27 protein-coding genes are annotated in these 23,129 nt (G+C 68.0%); 18 read left to right on the top strand and 9 right to left on the bottom strand.

Annotation, left to right across the window (positions count from 1 at the left end):
• Positions 1–43: 43 nt before the first annotated feature.
• Positions 44–481 (bottom strand): BlaI/MecI/CopY family transcriptional regulator, encoded by a 438-nt coding sequence (locus tag ON40_RS16060; RefSeq protein WP_051193160.1) that lies wholly within the window; start codon positions 479–481, stop codon positions 44–46.
• A gap of 197 nt (positions 482–678) precedes the next feature.
• Here ON40_RS16060 and ON40_RS16055 point away from each other — a divergent pair, with 197 nt between their 5' ends.
• The 6 genes from ON40_RS16055 to ON40_RS16030 all read left to right on the top strand — a co-directional run bounded on the left by ON40_RS16055 (position 679) and on the right by ON40_RS16030 (position 5,214).
• The gene (locus tag ON40_RS16055; protein WP_040823240.1) at positions 679–1,386 is read left to right on the top strand and encodes a hypothetical protein; all 708 of its coding nucleotides are present in this window, start codon (positions 679–681) and stop codon (positions 1,384–1,386) included.
• A gap of 198 nt (positions 1,387–1,584) precedes the next feature.
• Positions 1,585–2,031: a PaaI family thioesterase gene (locus ON40_RS16050; RefSeq protein WP_083895667.1), complete on the top strand. Its 447-nt coding sequence runs from the start codon at positions 1,585–1,587 to the stop codon at positions 2,029–2,031.
• Positions 2,032–2,122: 91 nt separating this feature from the next.
• Positions 2,123–2,425, top strand: coding sequence for an urease subunit gamma (locus ON40_RS16045; protein ID WP_040823239.1), 303 nt, complete (start codon positions 2,123–2,125; stop codon positions 2,423–2,425).
• Positions 2,426–2,471: 46 nt separating this feature from the next.
• The gene (locus tag ON40_RS16040) at positions 2,472–2,783 is read left to right on the top strand and encodes an urease subunit beta (RefSeq protein ID WP_040824270.1); all 312 of its coding nucleotides are present in this window, start codon (positions 2,472–2,474) and stop codon (positions 2,781–2,783) included.
• Positions 2,783–4,504: an urease subunit alpha gene (locus tag ON40_RS16035; protein ID WP_040823237.1), complete on the top strand. Its 1,722-nt coding sequence runs from the start codon at positions 2,783–2,785 to the stop codon at positions 4,502–4,504. The genes ON40_RS16040 and ON40_RS16035 overlap by 1 nt, the downstream gene beginning before the upstream one ends.
• Before the next feature lie 47 nt (positions 4,505–4,551).
• Positions 4,552–5,214, top strand: coding sequence for an O-methyltransferase (locus ON40_RS16030; protein WP_040823235.1), 663 nt, complete (start codon positions 4,552–4,554; stop codon positions 5,212–5,214).
• A 10-nt stretch (positions 5,215–5,224) separates the two neighbouring features.
• Here the strand turns inward: ON40_RS16030 and ON40_RS16025 are convergent, their stop codons facing one another.
• On the bottom strand, positions 5,225–5,911 hold the full coding sequence (locus ON40_RS16025; protein WP_245567822.1) for a TetR/AcrR family transcriptional regulator: 687 nt from the start codon (positions 5,909–5,911) through the stop codon (positions 5,225–5,227).
• A gap of 81 nt (positions 5,912–5,992) precedes the next feature.
• Between ON40_RS16025 and ON40_RS16020 the strand changes: the two genes are divergently transcribed.
• From ON40_RS16020 to ON40_RS15990, 7 genes are all read left to right on the top strand, one after another.
• Positions 5,993–7,495 carry an MFS transporter gene (locus tag ON40_RS16020; RefSeq protein ID WP_051193159.1) on the top strand — a complete coding sequence of 501 codons (1,503 nt, stop codon included), beginning with the start codon at positions 5,993–5,995 and terminating at the stop codon, positions 7,493–7,495.
• A gap of 52 nt (positions 7,496–7,547) precedes the next feature.
• Complete coding sequence (locus tag ON40_RS16015) at positions 7,548–8,414, top strand: SDR family NAD(P)-dependent oxidoreductase (RefSeq protein WP_245567821.1); 867 nt, start codon at positions 7,548–7,550, stop codon at positions 8,412–8,414.
• 223 nt (positions 8,415–8,637) lie between these two features.
• The gene (locus ON40_RS16010) at positions 8,638–9,270 is read left to right on the top strand and encodes an urease accessory protein UreF (protein ID WP_040823229.1); all 633 of its coding nucleotides are present in this window, start codon (positions 8,638–8,640) and stop codon (positions 9,268–9,270) included.
• 45 nt (positions 9,271–9,315) lie between these two features.
• Positions 9,316–10,029, top strand: coding sequence for an urease accessory protein UreG (gene ureG / locus ON40_RS16005; protein WP_040823227.1), 714 nt, complete (start codon positions 9,316–9,318; stop codon positions 10,027–10,029).
• Positions 10,019–10,705, top strand: a complete 687-nt coding sequence (locus ON40_RS16000) for an urease accessory protein UreD (RefSeq protein ID WP_040823224.1) — start codon at positions 10,019–10,021, stop codon at positions 10,703–10,705. Before ureG ends, ON40_RS16000 begins: the two co-directional genes overlap by 11 nt.
• Before the next feature lie 88 nt (positions 10,706–10,793).
• On the top strand, positions 10,794–11,219 hold the full coding sequence (locus ON40_RS15995; RefSeq protein ID WP_051193158.1) for a MarR family winged helix-turn-helix transcriptional regulator: 426 nt from the start codon (positions 10,794–10,796) through the stop codon (positions 11,217–11,219).
• An 11-nt stretch (positions 11,220–11,230) separates the two neighbouring features.
• Positions 11,231–11,797: a YbhB/YbcL family Raf kinase inhibitor-like protein gene (locus ON40_RS15990; RefSeq protein WP_040823221.1), complete on the top strand. Its 567-nt coding sequence runs from the start codon at positions 11,231–11,233 to the stop codon at positions 11,795–11,797.
• A gap of 11 nt (positions 11,798–11,808) precedes the next feature.
• On the opposite strand, the gene ON40_RS15985 is transcribed toward ON40_RS15990, so the two are convergent.
• The 4 genes from ON40_RS15985 to ON40_RS15970 all read right to left on the bottom strand — a co-directional run bounded on the left by ON40_RS15985 (position 11,809) and on the right by ON40_RS15970 (position 15,410).
• Positions 11,809–12,672 carry an SMP-30/gluconolactonase/LRE family protein gene (locus ON40_RS15985; protein WP_040823218.1) on the bottom strand — a complete coding sequence of 288 codons (864 nt, stop codon included), beginning with the start codon at positions 12,670–12,672 and terminating at the stop codon, positions 11,809–11,811.
• Entirely contained in the window at positions 12,669–13,667 is a 999-nt protein-coding gene (locus ON40_RS15980; protein ID WP_040823214.1) for a zinc-dependent alcohol dehydrogenase, read from the bottom strand. Before ON40_RS15980 ends, ON40_RS15985 begins: the two co-directional genes overlap by 4 nt.
• Positions 13,668–13,740: 73 nt before the next feature.
• Positions 13,741–14,685: a U32 family peptidase gene (locus ON40_RS15975; protein ID WP_040823211.1), complete on the bottom strand. Its 945-nt coding sequence runs from the start codon at positions 14,683–14,685 to the stop codon at positions 13,741–13,743.
• Positions 14,685–15,410 carry a FadR/GntR family transcriptional regulator gene (locus tag ON40_RS15970; RefSeq protein ID WP_040823207.1) on the bottom strand — a complete coding sequence of 242 codons (726 nt, stop codon included), beginning with the start codon at positions 15,408–15,410 and terminating at the stop codon, positions 14,685–14,687. Before ON40_RS15970 ends, ON40_RS15975 begins: the two co-directional genes overlap by 1 nt.
• Positions 15,411–15,486: 76 nt before the next feature.
• Here ON40_RS15970 and ON40_RS15965 point away from each other — a divergent pair, with 76 nt between their 5' ends.
• The 5 genes from ON40_RS15965 to ON40_RS15945 all read left to right on the top strand — a co-directional run bounded on the left by ON40_RS15965 (position 15,487) and on the right by ON40_RS15945 (position 19,824).
• Entirely contained in the window at positions 15,487–16,641 is a 1,155-nt protein-coding gene (locus ON40_RS15965; protein WP_040823204.1) for a mandelate racemase/muconate lactonizing enzyme family protein, read from the top strand.
• 64 nt (positions 16,642–16,705) lie between these two features.
• Entirely contained in the window at positions 16,706–17,818 is a 1,113-nt protein-coding gene (locus ON40_RS15960; protein ID WP_051193156.1) for a substrate-binding domain-containing protein, read from the top strand.
• Positions 17,815–18,792, top strand: coding sequence for an ABC transporter permease (locus tag ON40_RS15955; protein WP_063713014.1), 978 nt, complete (start codon positions 17,815–17,817; stop codon positions 18,790–18,792). The genes ON40_RS15960 and ON40_RS15955 overlap by 4 nt, the downstream gene beginning before the upstream one ends.
• Positions 18,789–19,568, top strand: a complete 780-nt coding sequence (locus tag ON40_RS15950) for an ATP-binding cassette domain-containing protein (protein ID WP_040823201.1) — start codon at positions 18,789–18,791, stop codon at positions 19,566–19,568. Before ON40_RS15955 ends, ON40_RS15950 begins: the two co-directional genes overlap by 4 nt.
• A 109-nt stretch (positions 19,569–19,677) precedes the next feature.
• The gene (locus tag ON40_RS15945; protein WP_245567820.1) at positions 19,678–19,824 is read left to right on the top strand and encodes a hypothetical protein; all 147 of its coding nucleotides are present in this window, start codon (positions 19,678–19,680) and stop codon (positions 19,822–19,824) included.
• A 126-nt stretch (positions 19,825–19,950) separates the two neighbouring features.
• Here the strand turns inward: ON40_RS15945 and ON40_RS15940 are convergent, their stop codons facing one another.
• The 3 genes from ON40_RS15940 to ON40_RS48175 all read right to left on the bottom strand — a co-directional run bounded on the left by ON40_RS15940 (position 19,951) and on the right by ON40_RS48175 (position 23,121).
• Entirely contained in the window at positions 19,951–20,715 is a 765-nt protein-coding gene (locus ON40_RS15940) for a hypothetical protein (protein WP_051193155.1), read from the bottom strand.
• A 150-nt stretch (positions 20,716–20,865) separates the two neighbouring features.
• Complete coding sequence (locus tag ON40_RS15935) at positions 20,866–22,290, bottom strand: NAD(P)/FAD-dependent oxidoreductase (protein WP_051193154.1); 1,425 nt, start codon at positions 22,288–22,290, stop codon at positions 20,866–20,868.
• 102 nt (positions 22,291–22,392) lie between these two features.
• Positions 22,393–23,121 carry a TetR/AcrR family transcriptional regulator gene (locus ON40_RS48175; RefSeq protein ID WP_051193153.1) on the bottom strand — a complete coding sequence of 243 codons (729 nt, stop codon included), beginning with the start codon at positions 23,119–23,121 and terminating at the stop codon, positions 22,393–22,395.
• Positions 23,122–23,129 lie beyond the last annotated feature (8 nt).

Here is a 23,129-nt window from a genome sequence, read left to right as displayed (position 1 = left end):
GGGCCAGGGCCCGAGATCGCGGCGTCGGGAGCGCCGCAGTTCTCTACTGCGGCGGGGCGACTCCCTTGTCGTCGGACGCGTTGCGCGTGGTGTCGGACTTGGTGCGTGCGGCCTCGGTGGCTTCGAGCTTAGCGAGTGCCTCGCGCAGAGCGGCAGCCCCGTCGTTTCCGACCTGCTCGACGAAGTGCACCAGGGCCGCGCGACGGCTGCCGACCTCGTCCGCCTGCTGGAGTGCATCGACCATGAGGCTGGCGACCAGCTCGTCACGGGTGTGCACGGGGGCGTACCGGTGGGCGCGGTCGTCGCGCTGCTGAACGACGAGATCCTTCTTCGCCAGCCGCTGCAGAACCGTCATCACCGTGGTGTACGCGAGTTCGCGATGCGCTGCGAGGGCCTCGTGAACCTGCCTGACCGTCTGCGGTTGATCGGCCGACCACAACTGGTCCATGACCGCTTTCTCGAGTTCACCAAGACCTGCCATCCCACAAGCTTACGGAGACAACGACGCAAATGCGTACTACATATCGTCGTAACCAGCCGGTAACTCTGTGGGATTTTTCATACGGCCGGTCGGTGCGACGAATAACTCCTGATTGATTCCATCCATTGCCCAAGGAAGCCTGGTAAGCCTAACCTATCTTTTGTTCAGGTCCGCACTGTTACCCGAAGGAGGTTCGAATGTTCGAGCCGATCACCGCCTGTCCGCCGCGCCACTGCGAGCCGGTATTCGGGCATGCCTGTCAGCGGTTGCGGGCCCTGCAGCCGGAACATCCGCGTGTCTACGCCGTCGCCGCGATGGTCGACCACGGCCGACGCCGCTGGTGGCGGCTGTCCGACGGTCTCGACGAGGGGCGCATCGCCCTGATGTACCGCCGCCACGCGGCCGAGATGAGCAATGCCGACATCGCCGCTGAAGTGGTGGCGACGGCGCTGATCCACGCGGTGGTCGGCCGCGTGGTCGCACTGCTGGTGGTCGAGGGGCGTGCCTGGGATCCGGGCCTCGAGAACCTGTGGATGCATTCGGACAACGACGGCGGCATCGACTGGGCGGGCTTGTCCGACACCACGATTCGCGTCGTCGAGGGTGATCGGCTGGCGGGGGAGCCGGGCGTGGTGGTGCTGCCGTGCGAGCGGGCGCTGCAGGTGTGGCTCGCGCATCGCTGTTCGACCGCGCTGACGCTCGTGCAGGTCGCCCTGTGGCGCTGCTCGGGGCTGACCCCGCGCCGGTTCTGGTCGCTGGTGGCCGAGAGCGTGGTCGGTGCGGCGACGTATGTGCCGGATCTGGCGGGTACCTCCTCGACGCTGGGCGCCGAACGCGGCCAGGGTCTGCTGGCGGCGATGCAGGAACGCGGCCTTCCGGTGCGGCGGGCTTGCCTAGTTAGGTAAGCCTGTCCTACACTGAAACCGGCGTCAGGATCGAGCGAGAGTCCCGAGGGCTGCGGTTGACTCCCCGATCTGTTGCCGCGGCGGGTCCGGCCATCGTGCCGGGCCCGCCGCTCTCGTCTCCGGCATGGGAATACCGCCGATTCCCGTTCGTCCGACCCGCGAGCCGGGCGTTAGCTGGGGTATGCAACTGTTTTTCGCATGACAGAGAACGACCGGTCCGAGATCCGCTCGCTGGCGGATCTGACTCCCGAGCAGATGACCCGTTTCAGTGAAGGGAGCTTCTCCGACCTGATCGGTCTGAAGTACACCGAGGTCTCGGCCGAGCGAGTGGTCGGGGAGTGGGTCGTGTCCCCACAGCTGCATCAGCCCGCGGGCATCGTCAACGGCGGCGTGTACTGCACCGTCATCGAGACGCTCGCGAGCGTGGGCGGCGGAGTCTGGTACGGCGATCGCGGATCTGTCGTCGGAGTGAACAACAACACCGATTTCCTGCGCGCGGTCCGCGAGGGTGTGCTGCGCGGCACCGCGACGCCGATCCACCGCGGTCGCCTGCAGCAGCTGTGGCAGGTGGCGATCACCGATGAACAGGATCGGGTGATCGCTCGGGGGCAGGTCCGGCTGCAGAATCTGCCCGTCGCGGACTGACCTGCGCGTACGGGGCGCGCTGCTCCGGCGCGCGATTGTGGGGCCGCCGTGCCAGAATGTCCGACACCGACAGATCCGCCGAGGAGTCCGCATGCGATTGTCGCCGCACGAGCAGGAACGACTGATGCTCAGCTATGCGGCCGAGTTGGCCCGGCGTCGTCGGGCGCGGGGGCTGCGGCTCAATCACCCCGAGGCGATCGCGGTCATCAGCGACCACGTGCTCGAGGGCGCGCGTGACGGGCGCACCGTCGCCGAGCTGATGGCCTCGGGACGCACGGTGCTCACCCGCGAGGACGTCATGGAGGGCATTCCCGAGATGATCGCCGACGTACAGGTGGAGGCCACGTTCCCGGACGGCACCAAACTCGTCACCGTCCACCACCCGATCGGCTGAGCCCATGACGCACGACGAATCCGCGCGGGAGAGCGCCACCACGGGCCTGGTACCCGGCGAATTCCTGTACGGCACAACGCCCGTCGAGATCAACGCCGGTGCGGACCGGGTCGAACTCGAGGTGGTCAACACCGGCGATCGGCCGGTGCAGGTCGGCTCGCACGTGCACTTCCCGCAGGCCAACTCCGCGCTGCGGTTCGATCGGACGGCCGCGCACGGTCGTCGCCTGGATATTCCCGCGGGCACCGCGGTGCGCTTCGAACCCGGTTTGGGACAGCAGGTTTCGCTGGTTCCCCTCGGCGGTTCGCGCGAGGTGCACGGTATCGGTCTCGACGCACCCGGAAAGCTGGACGCCTGATGGTCGAATTGTCCCGTGCCCGTTATGCGGAGCTGTTCGGGCCCACCGTGGGCGACCGGATTCGCCTGGCCGACACCGATCTGCTGATCGAGATCACCGAGGACCGTTGCGGCGGACCGGGTCTCGCCGGTGACGAGGCCGTCTTCGGCGGCGGCAAGGTGCTGCGCGAATCCATGGGCCAGGCCCGCGCCACCCGCGCCGAGGGGACCCCGGACACCGTGATCACCGGTGCGGTGATCGTCGACCACTGGGGAATCATCAAGGCCGACGTCGGTATTCGGGACGGACGCATCTGCGCCATCGGCAAGGCGGGCAATCCCGACACCATGGACGGCGTCCACCCGGATCTGGTGGTCGGCGCCGGTACCGAGATCATTGCCGGTAACGGGCGCATCCTCACCGCGGGTGCGATCGACTGCCACGTGCACTTCATCTGCCCGCAGCTGCTCGAGGAGGCGCTCGGCGGCGGCATCACCACGATGGTCGGCGGCGGCACCGGCCCGGCCGAGGGCAGCAAGGCGACCACGGTCAGTCCAGGCGCGTGGCATCTGGGCCGGATGCTCGAGGCCACCGACGGGTGGCCGGTGAACATCCTGCTGCTCGGCAAGGGCAATACCGTGCGCCACGAGGCGATGTGGGAGCAATTGCGCGGCGGCGCAGGCGGATTCAAGCTGCACGAGGACTGGGGCACCACGCCCGCGGCGATCGATGCCTGTCTCACCGTCGCCGATGCGGCCGGCGTCCAGGTCGCCCTGCACTCGGATACGTTGAACGAGGCCGGATTCGTCGAGGACACGCTGGCCGCGATCGCGGGCCGGGCCATCCACTCGTATCACACCGAGGGCGCGGGCGGCGGGCACGCGCCCGACATCATCACCGTCGCAGCGCATCCCAACGTGATGCCCAGTTCGACCAACCCGACCCGGCCGCATACGGTCAACACCCTGGACGAGCATCTGGACATGCTCATGGTGTGCCATCACCTGAATCCGTCCGTGCCGGAGGATCTGGCCTTCGCCGAGAGCCGGATCCGGCCCTCCACCATCGCCGCGGAGGATCTGCTGCACGATCTGGGCGCGATCTCCATGATCGGCAGCGATTCCCAGGCCATGGGCCGCATCGGTGAGGTCGTCATGCGCACCTGGCAGACCGCGCACATGATGAAGCGCCGGCGCGGCGCGCTGCCCGGCGACGGCGCCGCGGACAACAACCGGGTGCGCCGGTATATCGCGAAATACACCATCTGCCCGGCGATCACGCATGGCCTGGATCACGAGATCGGTTCGGTCGAGGTCGGCAAACTGGCCGATCTGGTGCTGTGGGAACCGGCCTTCTTCGGAGTCCGGCCGCATGCGGTGCTCAAGGGCGGCGCGATCGCGTGGGCGGCCATGGGCGATGCGAACGCCTCCATCCCGACCCCGCAGCCGGTGCTGCCGCGGCCCATGTTCGGCGCGGCTCCCGCGGTAACCGCCGGTACCGCACTGCATTTCGTCTCCGAACAGGCGATCGAGGCGGGCCTGGCCGACCGGTTGCGGGTGAACCGCAAACTGGTCCCGGTGGCGAACGTCCGGCGGCGCACCAAGGCGGATCTGCCGCACAACGATGCCATGCCCCGCATCGAGGTCGATCCGGACACCTTCACCGTGCGCGTCGACGGCGAGGTCTGGGCCGAACAGCCCGCCACCGAATTGCCCATGGCACAGCGGTACTTCCTGTTCTGACCGCCCAGGTCCGGCGTTCCGGGGCCTGGTGGTGGCAGACTGCGATCATGACGAATGCCGAATGGGACGACGTGGATCGCTATCTGGTGCAGACCCTGGTCGGAGACGGGGATGCCGGTGTGCTGCAGGCGAATTCGGCGGCCGGACTGCCGCCGATCGACGTATCGCCCGCGCAGGGCAAGTTCCTGCATCTGATCGCGCGTTCGATCGGGGCGCGGCGGGTGCTCGAGATCGGCACGCTCGGCGGATACAGCACGATCTGGCTGGCTCGGGCCGTCGGCGAGGACGGGCAGGTGCTGAGTCTGGAATTCGAACCGCGTCATGCCGAGGTCGCTCGCGAGAATCTGGACCGGGCCGGGGTCGGCAAGCGGGTGGAGATCCGGGTCGGTGCGGCCCTGGACAGCCTGCCGGTGCTGGCGAAGCAGGATCCCGCGCCATTCGATCTGGTCTTCATCGATGCCGACAAGGTCAACAACTCCAACTACGTGCGGTGGGCGTTGCGCCTGACGCGTCCCGGCTCGGTGATCATCGTCGACAACGTCGTGCGCAACGGCGGTATCGCCGACGCGGATTCGACCGATGCCGCGGTGCGCGCCAGCCGCGAGGTGATCGAGCTGCTCGGCGCCGAACCGCGGCTCGAGGCGTCGGTCCTGCAGACCGTCGGCAGCAAGGGGTGGGACGGATTCGCCTACGCCGTCGTTACCGAGTAGGCCGCCCGGCTCACCGGTCCGCGGCGAATCCGTCGCACAGTGCGGTCAGGCCGGTGCGCAGCAGTTGCACCGGATCCAGCAGATCGCCGCGGCCGGTTCCCTCGAGCGGGGCCAGGCCGGGCGGGGTCGGCCAGCGCGGTGTGCCCTCCAGCAGCGCGTCCAGGGCCGAGGTGTCCTCGTGGTCGTTCTCGCGTTTGGCCAGCATCGCGGCGCTGACCTGCTGTAGGGCGATGCCGGAGATATAACTCCACACTGCCAGGGACATCCGGGTGGCCTCGTGCGGATCGTCGGTCAGCTCCGCGAAACCCTCCACCAGCCAGGCCAGGCAGACCAGACTGTGCGGGCCGAAGTTGTAGCGCGGCACCGCGAAGGTGAACAGCACCCAGGGATGTTGCTGGTAGAGCCGCCAATCGATATCGGCGGCGATGCGTACCCGGTCGCGCCAGGTCCAGTCCGGCTCCGGCGCGGGATAGGGGTTGCGGCGGGCCACCTCGTCGGTCATCTCGGCCAGTAGGGCGTCCTTGTTCGGGACGTGCCGGTACAGCGACATCGCGCCCACGCCCATCCGGTCGGCGATGCGCCGCATCGATAACGCGTCCACCCCGGCCTCGTCGGCCAGTGCGATCGCCGCGTCGACTATGGCCGCGCGGGTGAGTTTCGGATCGGGACCGCCCGCCGCTCGGTTCACTGACGTCACTCGCTTTCGTTTACCCAGCCGGGTGCGTACGCTGTACCCAGACTATCGCGTACGTCGTACGCGCGATTCGAAGGATAGGTGATGAGCGAGACAGGCACCGGTGTGCCCGCGACGGCGCGGCGTGCCTGGTTGGGATTGGCTGTTCTGATCCTGCCGGTGTTGCTGGTGTCGATGGATATGTCGGTGCTGTACCTGGCCATGCCGACGGTGACCGCGCACCTGGATCCGGATGCCACCCAGCAGCTGTGGATCCTGGACATCTACGGATTCCTGATCGCCGGACTGCTCATCACCATGGGCAATCTGGGCGACCGGATCGGGCGGCGGAACATCCTGCTCGCCGGGGCGTGCGTCTTCGGACTCGCCTCGATACTCGCGGCCTTCGCGCCGAGTGCGGGTGTGCTGATCGCGGCGCGCGCGTTGATGGGCGTCGGCGGGGCCACGCTGCTGCCGTCGAGTCTGTCGCTGATCTCGAGCCTGTTCCCCGATCCGCGTCGGCGGGCCGCCGCGATCGGCGTGTGGACGGCCTTCTTCGCGGGCGGGTCGGCGGTCGGGCCGCTGATCGGCGGTATGCTGCTGCACCAATTCTGGTGGGGCGCGGTCTTTTTGATCAACATCCCGGTGCTGCTGGTGCTGCTGGTGCTGGGACCGTTCGTCCTGCCCGAACATCGGGCGGCGGGTCGCGGGCCGCTGGATCTGTTGAGTGTGGCGACGTCGATCGGCGGCATTCTGCCGGTCGTCTACGCGGTCAAACAGGCTGCGGCAGAAGGGGGCGACCCGATCACGGTGCTGATCGGGCTGGTGGGTGTGGTCGTGCTGGTGGCCTTCGTGCGGCGGCAGCGTCATCTGGCCGAGCCGCTGCTGGACCTGAGTCTGTTCCGGCGGGGGCTGTTCTCCGTCGCGATCGGGTCGTCCACGGCCGGGATGATGTCGCTGGCCGCGATGAGCTATCTGACCAGCACCTACCTGCAATCGGTCGCCGGACGCGACGTGTTGTCCGCCGCGCTGCTGGGCATTCCGGCGGCCGCGGTGGTGTTCGTCTGCTCGATGGGCGGCGCCCGGGTGGCCCGCCGACTCGGCACGCGCACGGCCTTCGCTTGCGCGCTGGGTCTGGCGGCGTTGGGCAACCTGATGTTGTCCGGTCTGGGTGTGGACGGCGGGATCGCCTGGTACATAGCGGGTTCCACGGTGGCGGGCCTGGGCTACGGCACGATGTTCACGCTGGTGTCCGAGGTGTCGGTGTCCTCCGTGCCGCCCGAACGCGCCGGTTCCGCGGTCGGCATCTCCGAGACCAGTTTCGAATTGGGTAACGGCCTGGGGCTGTCGCTGCTGGGATCGCTTGCGGCACTGGTGTTCCGGTCCGGCGGTGACTACGCGCCGACGCTGGGGGAGACGATCGCTCGGGCGGGTGCGGATGCCGGACTCGTGCGGGCCGCGCGGGGTTCGTTCGTCGACGGAATGCATGTCGCGACGACGGTCGGCGCCGCGCTGCTCGCAATGATGGCGGTGATCGCGATATTCGCCGGTCGGGGACGTGCGGCGCGTGCGCAGCGAGAGCCGGCGGTCGAGGCGGCCGCGGGTTGACCGCGTGCGTGTTTCACACGCGAGGATCAGGACCGCGTTTTAGAGTCGAGTCGTGAACGACACCTCGTCCGCGAACGGCCGCCCGCTCGCCGAACGGCTGGCGACGCGTCTGCTGTATCCGACCTCTCGTCCGCGAAACGACGCGCTGCGTCAGGCGGTATCCGGCCGAGTCGTCCTGGTGACCGGCGCCTCGCACGGCATCGGCAAGGAGGCCGCGCTCAAACTCGCCGCCGCGGGCGCGACGGTGCTGCTGGTGGCGCGGTCGCTCGAGGAGATGGAGGCGGTGGCCGCGGAGATCACCGCGAGCGGCGGCATCGCGCACGTCCACCGCGTCGACCTGACCGATATGGACGCCACCGACCGGCTCGGTCGCGAACTGCTCGACGAATACGGGCACGTGGATGTGGTGATCAACAATGCGGGCCGGTCGATTCGACGTTCGATCGACCAGTCCTACGACCGCTTCCACGATTTCACCCGGACCATCGATATCAACTATCTGGGCCCGGTCCGGCTGCTGCTGGCCCTGCTGCCGAGTATGCGCGAGCGTCGTGAGGGGCATATCGTCAACATCTCCACCTGGGGGCTGCGGATGCCACCGGCCCCGCGCTGGGCGGCGTACGGCGCCTCGAAGGCGGCCTTCGACACGTGGTTGCGCACGGTGGCCACCGAGATCGCGGCCGACAACGTCACCACGACCTCGGTGTACATGCCGCTCGTGCACACCAGAATGAGCGCGCCCACCGATTTCGGCAGTATGCCCGGCCTGACCGCGGAGGAAGCCGCCGACGTCGTCTGCCACGCCGTCGTCGCCAGACCCGTCGAGATCTCGCCGTGGTGGTCCGGACCGCTGCAGGCCTGGTCCGACCTCACCCGCGGCCCGGCCCAGCGCCTGATGTCCCGCACGTTCCGTCGCTGAACGGCTTTGCGCGGTTGATGAGTGCCGCGATCGTGCGGGCGCTCGGCCGTCGCGAGCGGTGCGACCGACCGCTTTCGGGGACGCCCCGTCGTGTGCGCCTCCGGCGTCGAGCGGATCGGGGGCGCGTTCGTGGAGGCGGCGTGGTCGGTGTCACTCGGCTGTCCGCGCAGGTGTGGGGGTGGTGCGCATAGGATCGGGGGATGTTCGCCCCGGGGTCGCGCCGATGAGTCTGGCGACGTTGTTCACACTGGCCGACTCGCGGTTGCCGGTGGGTGGGCATGTGCATTCGGGCGGGGTGGAAGAAGCGGTGGCCTCGGGGCTGGTCCGCGATGTCGTGACGCTGGAGTTGTATCTGCGACGGCGTATTCGCACGTCCGGGCTGGTGGCCGCATCGCTGGCCGCCGCGGTGTGTGCGGGGGAGTGGGATGCGCGGCGTGCCGAGGGCGAAGCCGATGCGCGCACGCCCGCACCGGCGGCTCGGGCAGCCTCGCGGGCTCAGGGGCGGGGTTTGCTGCGTTTGGCGAAACAGGTCTGGCCGCAACAGGATTGGCGGGAATTGGGGACGCGGCCGCATCTGTCGACGGTCTTCGGCGTGGTCGGCATCGCGGCGCAGGTGAGTGCGCGGGAGATCGCCGAGGTGGTCGTCTACACCACCATGACCGGCGCCGCGACGGCCGCGCAGCGGCTGCTGGCGTTGGATCCGGCCGCAGTGGCCGCCGGAACGATCCGGCTCGCCGAGCTGTGTGATCGCACGGCGGCCGAGGCGGCGCGGGGTCCGGCCGCGGTGTCCGATCCGCTGCAGGATGTGCTCGCGCAGCGGCATCCGGACCGTCCGATGCCGCTGTTCGCCTCCTGAGGACGTATTGATACGACCGGTTCGGTCGCGAAAGGAGTCAACCTCATGCCCCCACATCTGATCGACGGTGAACCGCACGATCACGCGCACGACCGCCCCAAGCGGGTGCGTTCGTCGGGTGAGCCGGTGCGGATCGGCATCGGCGGTCCGGTCGGGTCCGGGAAGACCGCGCTCACCGCGGCGTTGTGCCGCCAGCTGCGCGAGGAGCTGTCGCTGGCGGTGCTGACCAACGACATCTACACCACCGAGGACGCCGATTTCCTGCGGCGGCACGCCGTCCTGCCCGACGAACGGATCACCGCCGTGCAGACCGGTGGCTGCCCGCACACCGCGATCCGCGACGACATCACCGCCAACCTCGACGCCATCGACGATCTGATCGAGGCCAATCCACCGCTGGATCTGATCCTGGTCGAATCCGGCGGGGACAATCTGACCGCCACGTTCTCCTCCGGTCTGATCGACGTGCAGATCTTCGTGGTGGACGTGGCCGGTGGTGACAAGGTGCCCCGTAAGGGCGGCCCCGGCGTGACCTATTCGGATCTTCTGGTCATCAACAAGACCGATCTGGCCCCGCTGGTCGGCGCGGATCTGGCTGTGATGGATCGTGATTCGGCCGCGGTGCGCGAGGGACGCCCCTTCGTGTTCACCTCCCTGACCCAGGATCCGGCCGCCACCCCCGTCCTGAACTGGGTGCGCGAACAACTGCGCACGATCGCGGAACGCGATGCCGCCGAGGGTGCCGCTATTGCGCACTGAGGTACGGATCGTGGCGAGTCCCGGTGTGCTGCCCCGAATTCACGCCACCGGGGGACTTGCTGCGCGGCACACCGGTCCGGACGTCGTCCATCTGATCGGCACTGCCGCAACACCATTGGGCGGTGATGAACTCGACATCGCCGTCGTGGTCGAGCCGGGCGCCCGGCTGCGGGTGCGCTCGGTGGCCGCGACCATCGCCCTCCCGGGCCGTGCGACGCCGCTGTCGCACGCGCACTGGTCGTTGGAGGTCGGTGCGGGCGGTGAACTGGAATTCGACCCCGAACCGACCATCATCGCGGGCGGGGCCGTACACGAAACCGTCAGCACCGTCCACCTCGCCGACGACGCCCGCCTGCACCTGCGCGAACGCATCCAGATCGGCCGCACGGGCGAGTCGAGCGGCCACTGGCGCGCCGACCTCATCGCCGATCTGGACCGCATTCCGCTGTTACGCCACCGCCTCGAACTCGGCGAGAACTCACCCACGGACGACGCGCTCTCCGCCCCTCGCGCGATCACCAGCGTGCTCCGCTATCCGGATGAAAGCCCCTCCCGCACAACGGGTCTGGACGCCGCACTCCTCCCGCTCGCGGCGGGCGGCTCACTGTACACGTGGACGGGTCCACGGTTGTCCGCCGAACCCGCCACGTCCGACGTCGCGGCCCTGCGGGTCTGATCCCATCTGCCGCGACGGTTTCGTTCGTCTCTATTTGCATAGTATTACTAAGCAGATGCTAAGGTGTACTACGCATTGGAGGTGTGGAGTGAGCGAGGACATCGACGAGGTCAGCGCGGAGCTACGGCGCGCGGTCGTACGCCTGTACAGCCGATTCCGTTCCGAACGCGTCGATGGCGAGGTCCCCGATGCGGCGCTGCTCGTGCTCATCGTGCTCGACAAGCAGGACCGGATGAGCCTGAGCGATCTCGCCGATGCCGCGCACGTCACGCTCGGCTCGATGAGTCAGACGGTTCGGCGGCTGGAGCAACTCGCCTACGTGACGAAAGTCCGTGGGACGCAGGACCGCCGCAAGGTCCTGTTCTCCCTCACCGATGCGGGCACAGCGGCGGTTACCGCGTCGCGTCGCCACCGCCGGGACTGGCTGAAGGGCCGGCTCGACGAACTCACCGCCGCCGAACGCGACGACATCGCCCGAGTCGCCCCACTCCTCCTTCGCATCGCAGACTCGTGAACAGGAGCACCATGCACCCAGTAGAAGCTCTCTTGTTTCCCATCGGCCGGTTGCTGCGCAACCGGCGCCCGGACGAAGCCGTCAGCATCGCCAACGCTCCCGAACTCGCGACCGAGAACCACATCGCCCTCACCTCGCCGAATTTCGGTGACGGACAGGTGATTCCGGCCAAGCACTGCGGGCAGTTCATCGGCGAGGAGATCTCACCCGCGCTCACCTGGGACGCTCTCCCCGCGGAGACGAAGGATCTGGTCCTGGTCATCGAGGACCTCGACGTCCCGACCACCACGCCCGGCATCCACACCATCGCCGCCTTCGAGCCGCCCGACGCCGGTCTGCCGGCAGGCGCTGTGACCCCGGCGGATCCGAACATCCGATTCATCCCCAACCGCCGCCGCCAAGCCAGGTACGTCGGCCCTCGACCGCTGCCCGGCCACGGGCCACATCGCTATCGCTTCCACCTCTACGCCCTCGACACCGTCGTCGACTTCACGAAGCTCGATATCGACCATCTGCCATCGGCTCTCGCCGGACACGTCCTGGCATCAGGAACACTCACCGGCACGCGGACGACCTGACGGGCGAGGGATCAGATCGCTCGTCGGTAGGGGAGGGTCGGCTGGCCCGTGACGCCGGGGGAGGCGCGGAACACGGCTCCCGCGGCGGGCTGGGTGGCGGGATCGATGCCCTGGCGGGAGGTGGTGATGTACAGGTCGGTGTGGGTGGGGCCGCCGAATGTGCATGCGGTGACCTGGGATACGGGCAGGTGCACGATGTCCAGGAGGTTGCCGTCGGGGGAGTAGCGGTGGACCGCGCTGCCGCCCCACAGCGCTACCCAGACGGTGCCTTCGGCATCGACGGTGAGGCCGTCGGGGGAGCCGTGTTCAGCGGGGATGCGGATCGCGGTTCTGCGATGGGACAGGCCGGATTCCGGGCTGTAGTCGAAGGCGTCCACGCGGTGGGTGGGGGTGTCGGCGTAGTAGGCGGTAGTGCCGTCGGGGCTCCAGGCCAAGCCGTTGGAGATGGTGACGTCGGTGAGTTCGACATCCACGCTTGCGTCGAGGTTCAGGCGGTACAGCGCGCCCGCGCCGGGAGTCTCGGCGTACGCCATCGAGCCACAGTGGAAGCGGCCCTGGGGATCACAGCCGCCGTCGTTCATCCGGATGCCGGGATCGGACCACAGCTCGGGCAGGGGAGTGATCTGCTCGAACTCGTCGTCGGCCAGCGCGAATCTACGTTCCAGGGCCAGGACCACGCCGGTCTCGGCGTGCGGGCGCAGGGCCGCAGCGACCGTACCGACCGGGAAACGGCGGACTTCGCCTGTACCGGAATCGAGTTCGAGGACATCTCCGGCGAGCATGTCGACCCAGCGCAGACCGGGCCAGCGGTCGCACCAGACCGGCCCTTCGCCGTGCTCGGCGACGGATGCGGTGAGCTGTTCGACGGAAATCACGGCCGCAGCAGCACTTTCACCGCGCTGCCCTCGCGCAGCACCCGCAGTGCGGAATCGACCTGCTCGAGCGGGAATTCGTGCGACACCAGCGGCGCGGGATCCAGGGCACCCGCGGCGAATGCGCGCACCGCGTGGGTCCAGGCCCGTCCCGGCGCGCCGAAGACGGTGTGCAGGGTGATCTGGTCGAGCACCAGAGCGGCCGGGGAGATCGGATCCGGTTCCGCGGCAGGGATTCCGGTGAGCACCACACGCCCACCGCGACGTACCAGGGAGGTGGCCAGGCGCGCGGTCCCGACCCCGCCCGCGGCCTCCAGCGCGACATCGTAACGCTGAGATCCTTCGACCTCGGTGCTGAAATGCGTTGCCCCGCAACGCCTCGCCAGCGGTTCACCTTCGGCCCGTCGATCGATGACGGTCAATTCACCCGGCCGGACCGCTGCCACCAGTTGGGTGATGAGCAGTCCGAGCGTCCCCGCGCCGACCACCGCGACACGTTCACCGGTCCGCACCTCCGCGCGCAGACATGCCGCGGCGGCACAGGCGCCCGGTTCGAGCGCCGCCGCGGCGCGCAGATCGGCGTCGGCGGGCAGCGTGTGCAGCAGCCGCGCGGGCAGCGTCAGGTAGTCCGCCCAGGCTCCGGGATGGGTGAATCCGGTCTCCGCGTATCCGTTCGCACACAGATTGGTATCGCCACGTCGGCACGCATCGCAGTGCAGACAGGATCGAAAGCCCTCTCCCACAACGGGTTTGCCGATCAACTCCGGATCGACATCGGCACCGACCTCGGCCACGGTCCCCGACCATTCGTGCCCGGGAACGACCGGATACCGCACATAGGGCGCCGGTCGCGTCCCGGCGACGACCTCGAGGTCGGACCCGCAGATACCCGTCCACGCCACCCGCACCATCGCCTCACCGGGCCCCGGTGTGTGCGGCGACATCGGCACGACCTGTACCTGCCCCGGTGCCTCCACGCGAACTGCACGCGGCGACATCAGTGTGCTCCTGTCGTGAGGTACGCCCGCCTCCGGAGGTCCGCGGTCGAGTCGGATCGTCCTGCGCGCATGATCATTTCGCGACCGCGCCGACGGGCGACGGCACGGCCAGCCCGGCCGCGCCGAGTTCGGAGGTGATCGCATCGGGAGCGAATCTGCGCAGCAGATCCAGCCCGATGCGCGCCCGGCGCACGCGTTCGCGCCCCAACGCCACGGCCGTCCCCTCGAGATGTGTCCCGCTGGGGTAGATGTTCGGTGCGTTGCGCAGACCGAATTTCAGGTACACCGGTGCGGCGACCCGGACGAGTTCGGCTATCTCGTAGTGCCGGACGAAGCCGCCCTGATCGTCGGGAGCCTCCACGTAGATGTCCAATGGGATGTCGACCGCGCGCCGGATCTCGGCGAGCTGGGCCAGGCTCAGATCGGTCGGGACGTTGTAGGTGTTCGCACCCAGATCCTGCGCGATCCGGATCGCGGCCGGGTTGGCCAGACCCATCTGCACACTGATCTTGAACTGCATATCCGCAGGCAGATAGTCCTGTTCGCGCATCCGTGCGGCAGATGCGAGCACTCCGATATCGGTGATCAGCACGCTGCGCAGGCCGAAGTTCGCGGCCCGCTCGATATCCAGCAGACACTGCGCGAGCTGCTCGGCCCCGCGCGCCTGCGCACCGACCGCACCCGCGCCCGAAGCCGCTGCGGCAGCGCCGGTGCCCCATCCAGCCAGCGGGCGGGCGAACAGACTCACCTCGACCGGTTCCGCGGCGCCCCGCGCGGCCATGTCCGACAGTTCGTCATCGGTGAGCAACAGTACGCCGCTGCCCTGCGAAATGCGGTGCACCCGCACGTCCCGGGCGCGAGCCTCGTCCAGTACGGCGGCCAGCACAGCGGGCCCCTCCACGCTGGGGATCTCGACCCGGTACTGCGCACCGTCGGGAAACCGCTTCTCGCTCGTGGCCGGTGCGGGGCCGTCGGTCTCCGACATACCGCTCGCCCGGAGGAATTCTCGTACGGACATCAGGACTCCGTTCGGGCCGCCATCGCATCGGCCGTTGTTTCGATGAGCTTTCGACACGCGCGCGCGGCCGCGTCGGGACGACCGCGCCGGACCGCGTCGAGCACCGCGCGATGCATGGGCAGGGTGCGCTCCACTCCGCCCGGCAGTTCACTGGTCGCCTCGAGGCCGTGTTGCAGCCCGGATTCCAGCAGCCGCCCCAGTTGCTCGACGAGCTGATTTCCACTGGCCCGCAACAACGTCAGGTGGAAGGCGAGGTCGGCGGCGACGAACTCTTCGCTGTCCTGCGGCAGCCGCGCGGCATGCTCGGCCATCGCCTCGTAGGCGGCGTTCATCGCCTCGACCTGTTCGGAATCCACCCGCTCGGCGGCCAGCCGGGCCGCGCCGGGCTCCACGATGAGGCGCAGTTCGAGCAGATCGCGCACGAACGCCGGATCGGTGTTGTGCCAGCCGATCACCTGCCGGTCCATCAGATTCCACGACGAGCGGGGCAGCACCCGCGTGCCGATCCGCGGGCGCGGATCGACCAATCCCTTGGCGGCCAATGCCTTCACCGCCTCGCGCACCCCGCCGCGGCTGACGCCCAGCTGGGCGGCGAGATCGGACTCGTTGGGCAGCTGGGAATTCTCGGCGTAGACACCTGAGACCACCCGCTCGCCCAGCCAGTCCACCACCCGGCCGTGCATCGTGCGATGCCTGCCCAGCGGACCGGCGGAGAAAGTGTTCATGACTAAATCATCGAATGATTGGATGGTAAAAGTCAAAGCGTTGTATCTTCGAACCGACTGCACGACAGGACATCTGATGAAGATCACCAAGCTCAGCACGCACGTTCTCGGTACGGCGTGGCGAAATCTCACCATCGTCGAGGTCCATACGGACGAGGGCGTGACCGGACTCGGCGAGGTCCGCATGCTCAATCACACCGACGCCCTGCTGGGCTTTCTGGCCGAGGCGACCGACAACCACATCCGCGGCAGCGACCCGTTCGAGGTGGAATCGCTGGTGCACCGGATGATGCGCCTGGACTACGCGCGGGCCGGGGAGATCGCGATGTCGGCGCTGGCGGCGGTAGAGATCGCCTGCTGGGACATCCAGGGCAAGGCCCTGGGCGTGCCGGTGTACCGGCTGCTCGGCGGTGCTGTGCGCGATCGGATCAAGGCGTACGCCAACGGCTGGTACCAGGTCGAGCGGACCCCGGAGCAGTTCGCCGCGGCCGCGCGACGCGTCACCGCGCGGGGATACCGGGCGATGAAGGTGGATCCGTTCGGGGCCGGGATGTTCGAACTGGATCACACCGAGACCACGCGCTCCCTCGAGCTCGTGGCGGCCGTGCGCGAGGCGGTCGGGCCCGAGGCCGAGATCATGATCGAGATGCACGGCCGGTTCAATCCGGCCACCGCGATCCGCCTGGCCGGACTGCTCGAACCGTACGATCCGGCCTGGCTCGAGGAGCCGGTGCCGCCGGAGAATCTCGCCGCACTGGCGAAAGTGGCCGCGCACACCTCGATTCCGATCGCGACCGGTGAGCGCATGCACACCCGATACGACTACCGCGAACTGTTCGCACTACAGGCCGCGGACATCCTGCAGACCGACATCACGCACTCCGGCGGGCTGTGGGAGGCCAAGAAGCTCGCCGCCACCGCCGAATCGCACTATCTGCTGATGGCCCCGCACAACGTCGGCGGGCCCATCTCCACCGCCGCGAATCTGCACCTGGCCGCCACGACGGTGAATTTCAAGGTGCAGGAACATTTCAACGACTTCGCCGACGTCTTCGTCAAGGACTGCGCACCTGGGTTGCCCGAGGTGGTCGACGGATATTTCCCGCTGCCGCAGGGCCCGGGGCTGGGCATCTCGCTGGACTACGAGGCGCTCGCCCGGCATCCGCGAAAGTCGGTGAACTTCAACCTGTTCAGCTCGGGCTGGGAACGTCGCCAGGCGGCCGAGGGCTGATCACAAGACGCCCCGGCCGCGGGCCGGGCGACCCGCAACAGAGTTGGTAGATGAGGAACCCGCAATGTCAGAACATCTTTCCGATGCCGTAGAGATCTCCCGTACCGCGAGCCGGCGCGGTGCGCTGAAACTACTCGGGGGCGCGGGCGGCGCGGCGGCGTTGGGCACGCTGCTGTCGGCCTGCGCCAGTGCCACGCGCTCCGGATCCGGTGGGGTGGGGAACTTTCCGTCGACCCCGGCGTGGAAATTCGTGTTCGTCAATCACGTCACGACGAACTCGTTCTTCATTCCCACGCGCACGGCCCTGGAAGACGCCGCCAAACTGCTCAATCTGCCCACGCCGCAGTGGACCGGCTCGGAGAACGGCACCGTCTCGGAGATGGTCAGCGCCTTCGAGAACGCGATCAACTCCGGCGCGGCGGGCATCGCCATCCCGCTGACCGACAACAACGCCTTCGTCGAGCCCACGAAACAGGCGCTGGCCAAAGGGATTCCGGTCGTTGCCTACAACGCCACCGCACCGGGCAACTATCCGCTGACCTATGTCGGCCAGGATCTGTACAAGTCGGGCACGCTGATGGGGCAGCGGATCGCGCAGACCGTCACCTCGGGCACCATCCTGGTGGGCATCGCTCAGCCGGGCGCCAACAATCTGCAGCCGCGTCTGGACGGGCTGACCGCGGCACTGGCCAAGGCCGCGCCCGGTGTGGTGGTCAAATCGATCAATACCGGTGCGGCACAGGCCGGTGAGCTCAATGCGATGACCGCCGCCTACGCGGGCCAGCCCGACGCGGTGGGGCTGTACGCGGTGGATGCGGGCAGCACCGCCTCGATCGCGCAGCTGATCTCGAGCAAGAACATCGTCGGCAAGGTGCACGCGGGCGGATTCGACACGCTCGCGGACACCATCAAGGGAGTCTCCTCGGGCGCACTGGAATTCACCATCGACCAGTCGGCGTACATGCAGGGATTCCTGTCGGTGCTGTATTTGTACCTGTACCGCGTCTCGGGCACGTTGCTCGCGCCGCCGGAGACCGACACCGGGCTGACCTTCGTGACGAAAGAAAATGTCGCGGCGTACAACTCGGGCAGTGCGTACGAGGGGCAGCAGGGCCACAACCTGGGCACCATGCCCGCCTCGATCCCGCTGCCGCAGCCCTCGACGGTGACGCTGTGACAGAACGGTCCTTCGGCCGCACCGTCGCGCAAGCGCTGGTGCGGCAGAAGGAACTGAGCATTCTGGCCGCCACCGTCGCGGTGGCGATCTATTTCAGTATCACCACAACGGGTTTCAACATCTCGGACAACTACATCACGATCATCCACTATCTCGCGCCGTGGGCCATCGTCGGCGCGGGCGAGGTGATGTTGCTGATCTGCGGTGAGATCGATCTGTCCGCGGGATTCATGTTCACGCTGTCGCCGTTCGTGCTGATGTCGTTCTACAACGGCGGAACGCCACTGATCCTGGCGCTGATTCTGGCGCTGGTCGTGTGCGCGGCCATCGGCGCGGCCAACGGGTTCATCTCGACCCGGTTCGGCATCGCCTCGTTCATCGTCACCCTGGGCAGTTCCTTTCTGCTGGAAGGTATCTCGCTGCTCATGTCGAACGGCGCACCGGTCGCCGCACCGGCCTCGGGCTGGGTGGTCTCCGCGTTCGGCAAGGCGCACTGGTCCGAGTTGCTGTGGGTGCTGGGCGTCGTGGCGGTGATGCAGATCCTGTTGTCCGCCACCCGATTCGGCATCAGTACGCAGGCCACCGGCGGGAATCCGGTGGGTGCGGCCGAGGCGGGCATCCGGGTGAATCTCGTGAAGGTGGTGAACTTCTCGCTCGTCAGCACGCTGGCGGGCCTGGGCGGCATCATCGACGGGCTGCGGCTGGGCTCGTTCGATCCGACCAACGGCGGCCCGAACACGATGTTCCTCGCGGTGGCCTCCGCGGTGATCGGCGGCACCGCCCTGCTCGGCGGTCGCGGCACGGTGGTCGGGGCGCTGCTGGGCGCATTGCTGCTGGGCATCGTGTTCGACGGATTCTCCCTGGCCGGAGTCAGCGCGAACACCTTCGACGTCGTGCTGGGCGTCGCGATCGTGATCGCGATGCTGCTGAACGTGTATCTCGGACATCTACGCAAACGAGTGAGCAGCGCATGACGCAGACAACCGAAAATCCGAATGATGTGATCCGTGCCGAGCACATCAGCAAGCGGTTCGGGCCGGTGCAGGCGCTCCGGGACATCAACCTGCGGGTCGCCCGCGGGGAGATCCTGGGCCTGATCGGCGACAATGGCGCGGGCAAATCGACGCTGATCAAGATCCTGACCGGATACCATCAGCCCGACGGCGGAAGACTGTTGTTCGGGGGCAACGAGACTCGGCTGAAATCGGTGGTGCACGCCCGGTCGCTGGGGATCGAGACGGTCTTCCAGGATCTGGCGCTGATCCCCGATCTGCCGGTGTATCTGAACCTGCACCTGAACAAGGAGCTCGTGCACCGCCCGCTGCCGTTCCTGCGACGGGCGGAGATGAAGCGCCGAGCGCGAGAGTCGTTGGACCGCATCGGAATCAACATCCCATCGGTCACCGCGGAGGTGGGATCGCTGTCCGGCGGACAACGTCAGGCCATCGCGGTGGCGCGCTCGGTGCACTCCGACGCCAAACTCCTGCTGCTCGACGAGCCGCTCGCGGCCATGGGAGCCAAGGAGGGCGGTCAGATCCTGCGCCTGCTCGATCGCCTCAAGCAACAGGGCGACCTGGCGATCATCCTCATCGCGCACAACTACAGCCAGGTCGTGGACGTCTGCGACCGCGTCAACCTGCTCCAACACGGCGAAATCACTTTCGACCGTCCTTCCAAGGACACCTCCGTCGAGGAACTCCTGTCCCTGGTACACGCCGAGTACCGCCTACCACCGGCATCGGGTGACTGACGTCGCCATCGAATGAGGGGGTGCGGGCCGTCGTTTCGCGACGGCCCGCACCGATGTCGGAACAGGACAACCGATTTCGTGCTTTGACGGGAGTTGCGAACAACACCGCATGACCGCCGAGGGCCGGGCGGCACGGGATCGCGCGCTCGCCGCGCTGGCGACCGAGTTCGATCGCAGGCTTGCCAGGATCGCCCCGCGTGACCGCACCGAACTGCAGCGCATCCTGCTGGAGATGCTCGACTCCGACAGGCCATAGTCCGACGTCGTGGTCCGCCGCAACTGTCCGATCGGGGCTTCGAGGGTGAATCCTGCCCCTTCGGAAACGGCGACGGGCGGGAAGCGGACCCGATGGTCGCTTCCCGCCCGTGCTGATACCGGGAATTCAGCGGGCGACGGTGTGCGGAGGTGCGGTGAATCCCTCGGCCGCGCCGACTGCCGCACCGGCCACCGCACCCATGGTGGCCGCGGAAACCGTGGTGACGCCCGCACCGATGGCGGCGCCCAGGGCAGGTCCGGCGACCAGCCCGATCGGCAGGAACGGAACTCCCGCCACCAGACCTGTCACGCCGCCGACGAGACCGGAGGTGACCGCGAGCGGTGCGGCGGCCGTCGCCCCCGCGACAGCGCCGATGGCGGCGGTACCGATGGTCGCCCCGGCTATCCGGTCCGACCGGCTGCGTTCCATACCGACCGAGTCCAGGAAGGTGGCCAGGCCCGCCTCGGCTTGCGCGGACCGGTCGTTGACCGCGACCTCCTGGTCACGATTGATCCAGGTCGGCGCGTCCAATTGGACGTCACCGAAACGGAATTTGCCAGGTGGCGGCGCGATCGGCGCCACCGGTGCGACCGCCTTCGGCGCGTGCAATTGACCGACCGGAGCGAGATAACGTTGATCGGGCAGCGGCCGCGCGGACGGCAGTGAGGTGAGCACATCACCGGAAATGCGCGGCTGTGCCTTCGGGATATTGCTCGCAGGCGAATGCGGGTGTGCCACGTGGTGCTGTGTCGCCGTATTCGATTGCGCGGGCGCCGCAGTGGCCGTACCGCTTCCGACGACGGCCAGGACCAGCGGAACCGCGCTCGCCGCAACGACACCGCCGACGCGGGTGCGATTCGGATTGGACGCTCTGTGTTTGCCTCCGGCCATTGCGACCTTTCTTCGTTACATGGATATCGACATCCGGCATTCGGATCAGTCCAGGCCCTGGATGGGTCGAGACCCGGTTATGCGCGGAAAGCCGTATTCAACGAAGAGGTCGATGTTCATCGAGCGCCGAATACCGGGAAATTCGGCGGCTCAGCCTGCCTTGGGGTCCGCCGCCGCTTTCGCCGTGGGGACGGCGGCGCCGTTCCCGGTTTCGGTGCGCACTTCCTTCGCGTCGTCCTCGTTGCCGTTGAGCGCCTCGAGTGCCAACCGCGCGAACACCCACTGCTCGGTGGCGGCCATCTGCCCGCGGTGGCGACCGAGGAAGGCGACGAACCACTGGAAGACCGTGACGAACCGGCTGCGGAATCCGATCAGGTAGTACAGGTGCAGCACCAGCCACATCAGCCAGGCGAAGAAACCACTGAACTCCAGCTTGCCGACCTGGCACACCGCGTCGAACCGCGAGATGGTGGCCATACTGCCCTTGTCGAAATATTTGAACGGCGCCCGGTCCGCGGGCTTCTGCTTCCCTGCCACCTCGGCGGTGATCTGCTTGGCCGCGTAGGTCGCGCCCTGAATCGCGCCCTGGGCCTGACCGGGCACTCCGGGCACCGACATCAGGTCGCCGACCACGAAGACGTTCGGATGACCCTTGATGGTCAGATCAGGCTCGACGATGACGCGCCCGGCGCGATCGGTCTGCGTCCCGTCGGAGCGTTCGGCGAGCTGTTTGCCCAGGCCGCTGGCCTGCACACCGGCCGACCAGACCTTGCAGGCGGCCTCGATGCGACGCTCGCCCTCTTTGTCCTTGATCGTCACCCCGCGCGCGTCGACATCGGTGACCATGGCGTTGAGCTGGATCTCCACGCCCATCTTCTCCAGCCGCTGCTGGGCCTTCGGGCCGAGCTTGGGGCCCATCGGCTTGAGCACCGCGTCCGCGCCCTCCACCAGGATGACGCGGGCGTCGCGCGGATCGATGTTGCGGAACGTGCCGACCAGGGTGCGATCGGCGAGTTCGGCGATCTGACCGGCCAACTCGACACCGGTCGGGCCCGCGCCGACCACGACGAAGGTCAGGAACCGGTCACGCATCTCCTGTGTGGTGGCCAGCTCGGCCTCCTCGAACGAGCCGAGGATGCGGGCGCGCAGTTCGAGGGCGTCGTCGATGGTCTTCATACCGGGGGCGTAGGTGGCGAAGTGGTCGTTGCCGAAGTACGACTGCTGTGCGCCGGTGGCGACGATCAGGCTGTCGAACGGGGTGACGGTGTCCTGGTTCAGCAGTTCCGAGGTGACGGTGCGGTTGACCAGGTCGATGTCGTGCACATCGCCCATGATCACCTGCACGTTCTGCTGTTTGCGCAGCACGATGCGGGTCGCGGGGGCGATCTCGCCGGTGGACAGGATGCCGGTGGCGACTTGGTACAGCAGCGGCTGGAACAGGTGCGTGGAGGTCTTGGAGATCAGGACGATGTCGACGTCCGCCTTCTTCAGATGCCTGCAGGCGAACAGACCGCCGAATCCGGAACCGATCACCACCACCCGATGGCGCTGCTTACCGCCGGTCTGGATGCTCATGTCCCGCTCCTCGCGCGATTGCGTTGGGTCTTCCGACACGCCATACCGTAGTCGGCGACCAGCGGACAGTCACGGCGAGTGTGGGAACTCGGCGCGTCCGGGTCACGCCTTCGGACGGCGTGTCGGGTGGTCGGGGACCGGCCCGGAACCGTGCTCCTCGGGCAGGTCGAGCGGCCCGACGAAGCGGTCGCCGCCGATACTCTCCACCGACGGCCACAGGAACGCGGTGAGCCGGTCGACGAATTCGGCGCGGTCGCGCACCGGATCGCGACCCCAGTCCTCGGCCGACATCAGAATCGCGCCGATGGTCGCGCTGGCCCAGATGCGAGCCAGCGCCGGATCCGCATCGACGGTGCGCAGGATGGATTCGAAGACCTCGGTGGCCCATTCGGACAGCCGGGCGAACAGCGGCCGGTGGTGGCCGACGATGCTCGCGCCGGATTCGTCGGACTGCAAGCGCTGCATGAGCAGGTGGTGCAGGTTGGGATCCGCGTCGACGAAATCACAGACCAGCGCCACGATGGCGCGCAACATCTCGCGAACGGGCATAGGCTTCGCCAGAATCGCGTCGGCGGCGGCGAGCAGACCTTCCATGTGCCGTTCGGCGAGCGCGTCGACCAGGGCAGGCATATCCGGGAAGACCGCGTAGACCGCGGTGCGGGCGTATCCGGCTTCGGCGGCGACCTGGGCGATGGTGATCGGGGTGCCGGACGCTGCGACGACACGTTCGGCGGCGTCCAGGATTTCGCCGCGGCGGACGGCGGGATCACGCGACGGACCGGGCGGCCGCCCCCGAGGGCGGCGCGGTTCGCGCGGTGTATCCCTTGTCACACTGCCAT

The sequence above is a fragment of the Nocardia jiangxiensis NBRC 101359 genome (assembly GCF_000308615.1).
Classification (GTDB): domain Bacteria; phylum Actinomycetota; class Actinomycetes; order Mycobacteriales; family Mycobacteriaceae; genus Nocardia; species Nocardia jiangxiensis.
This window is presented reverse-complemented; position numbering and strand designations above follow the sequence as displayed.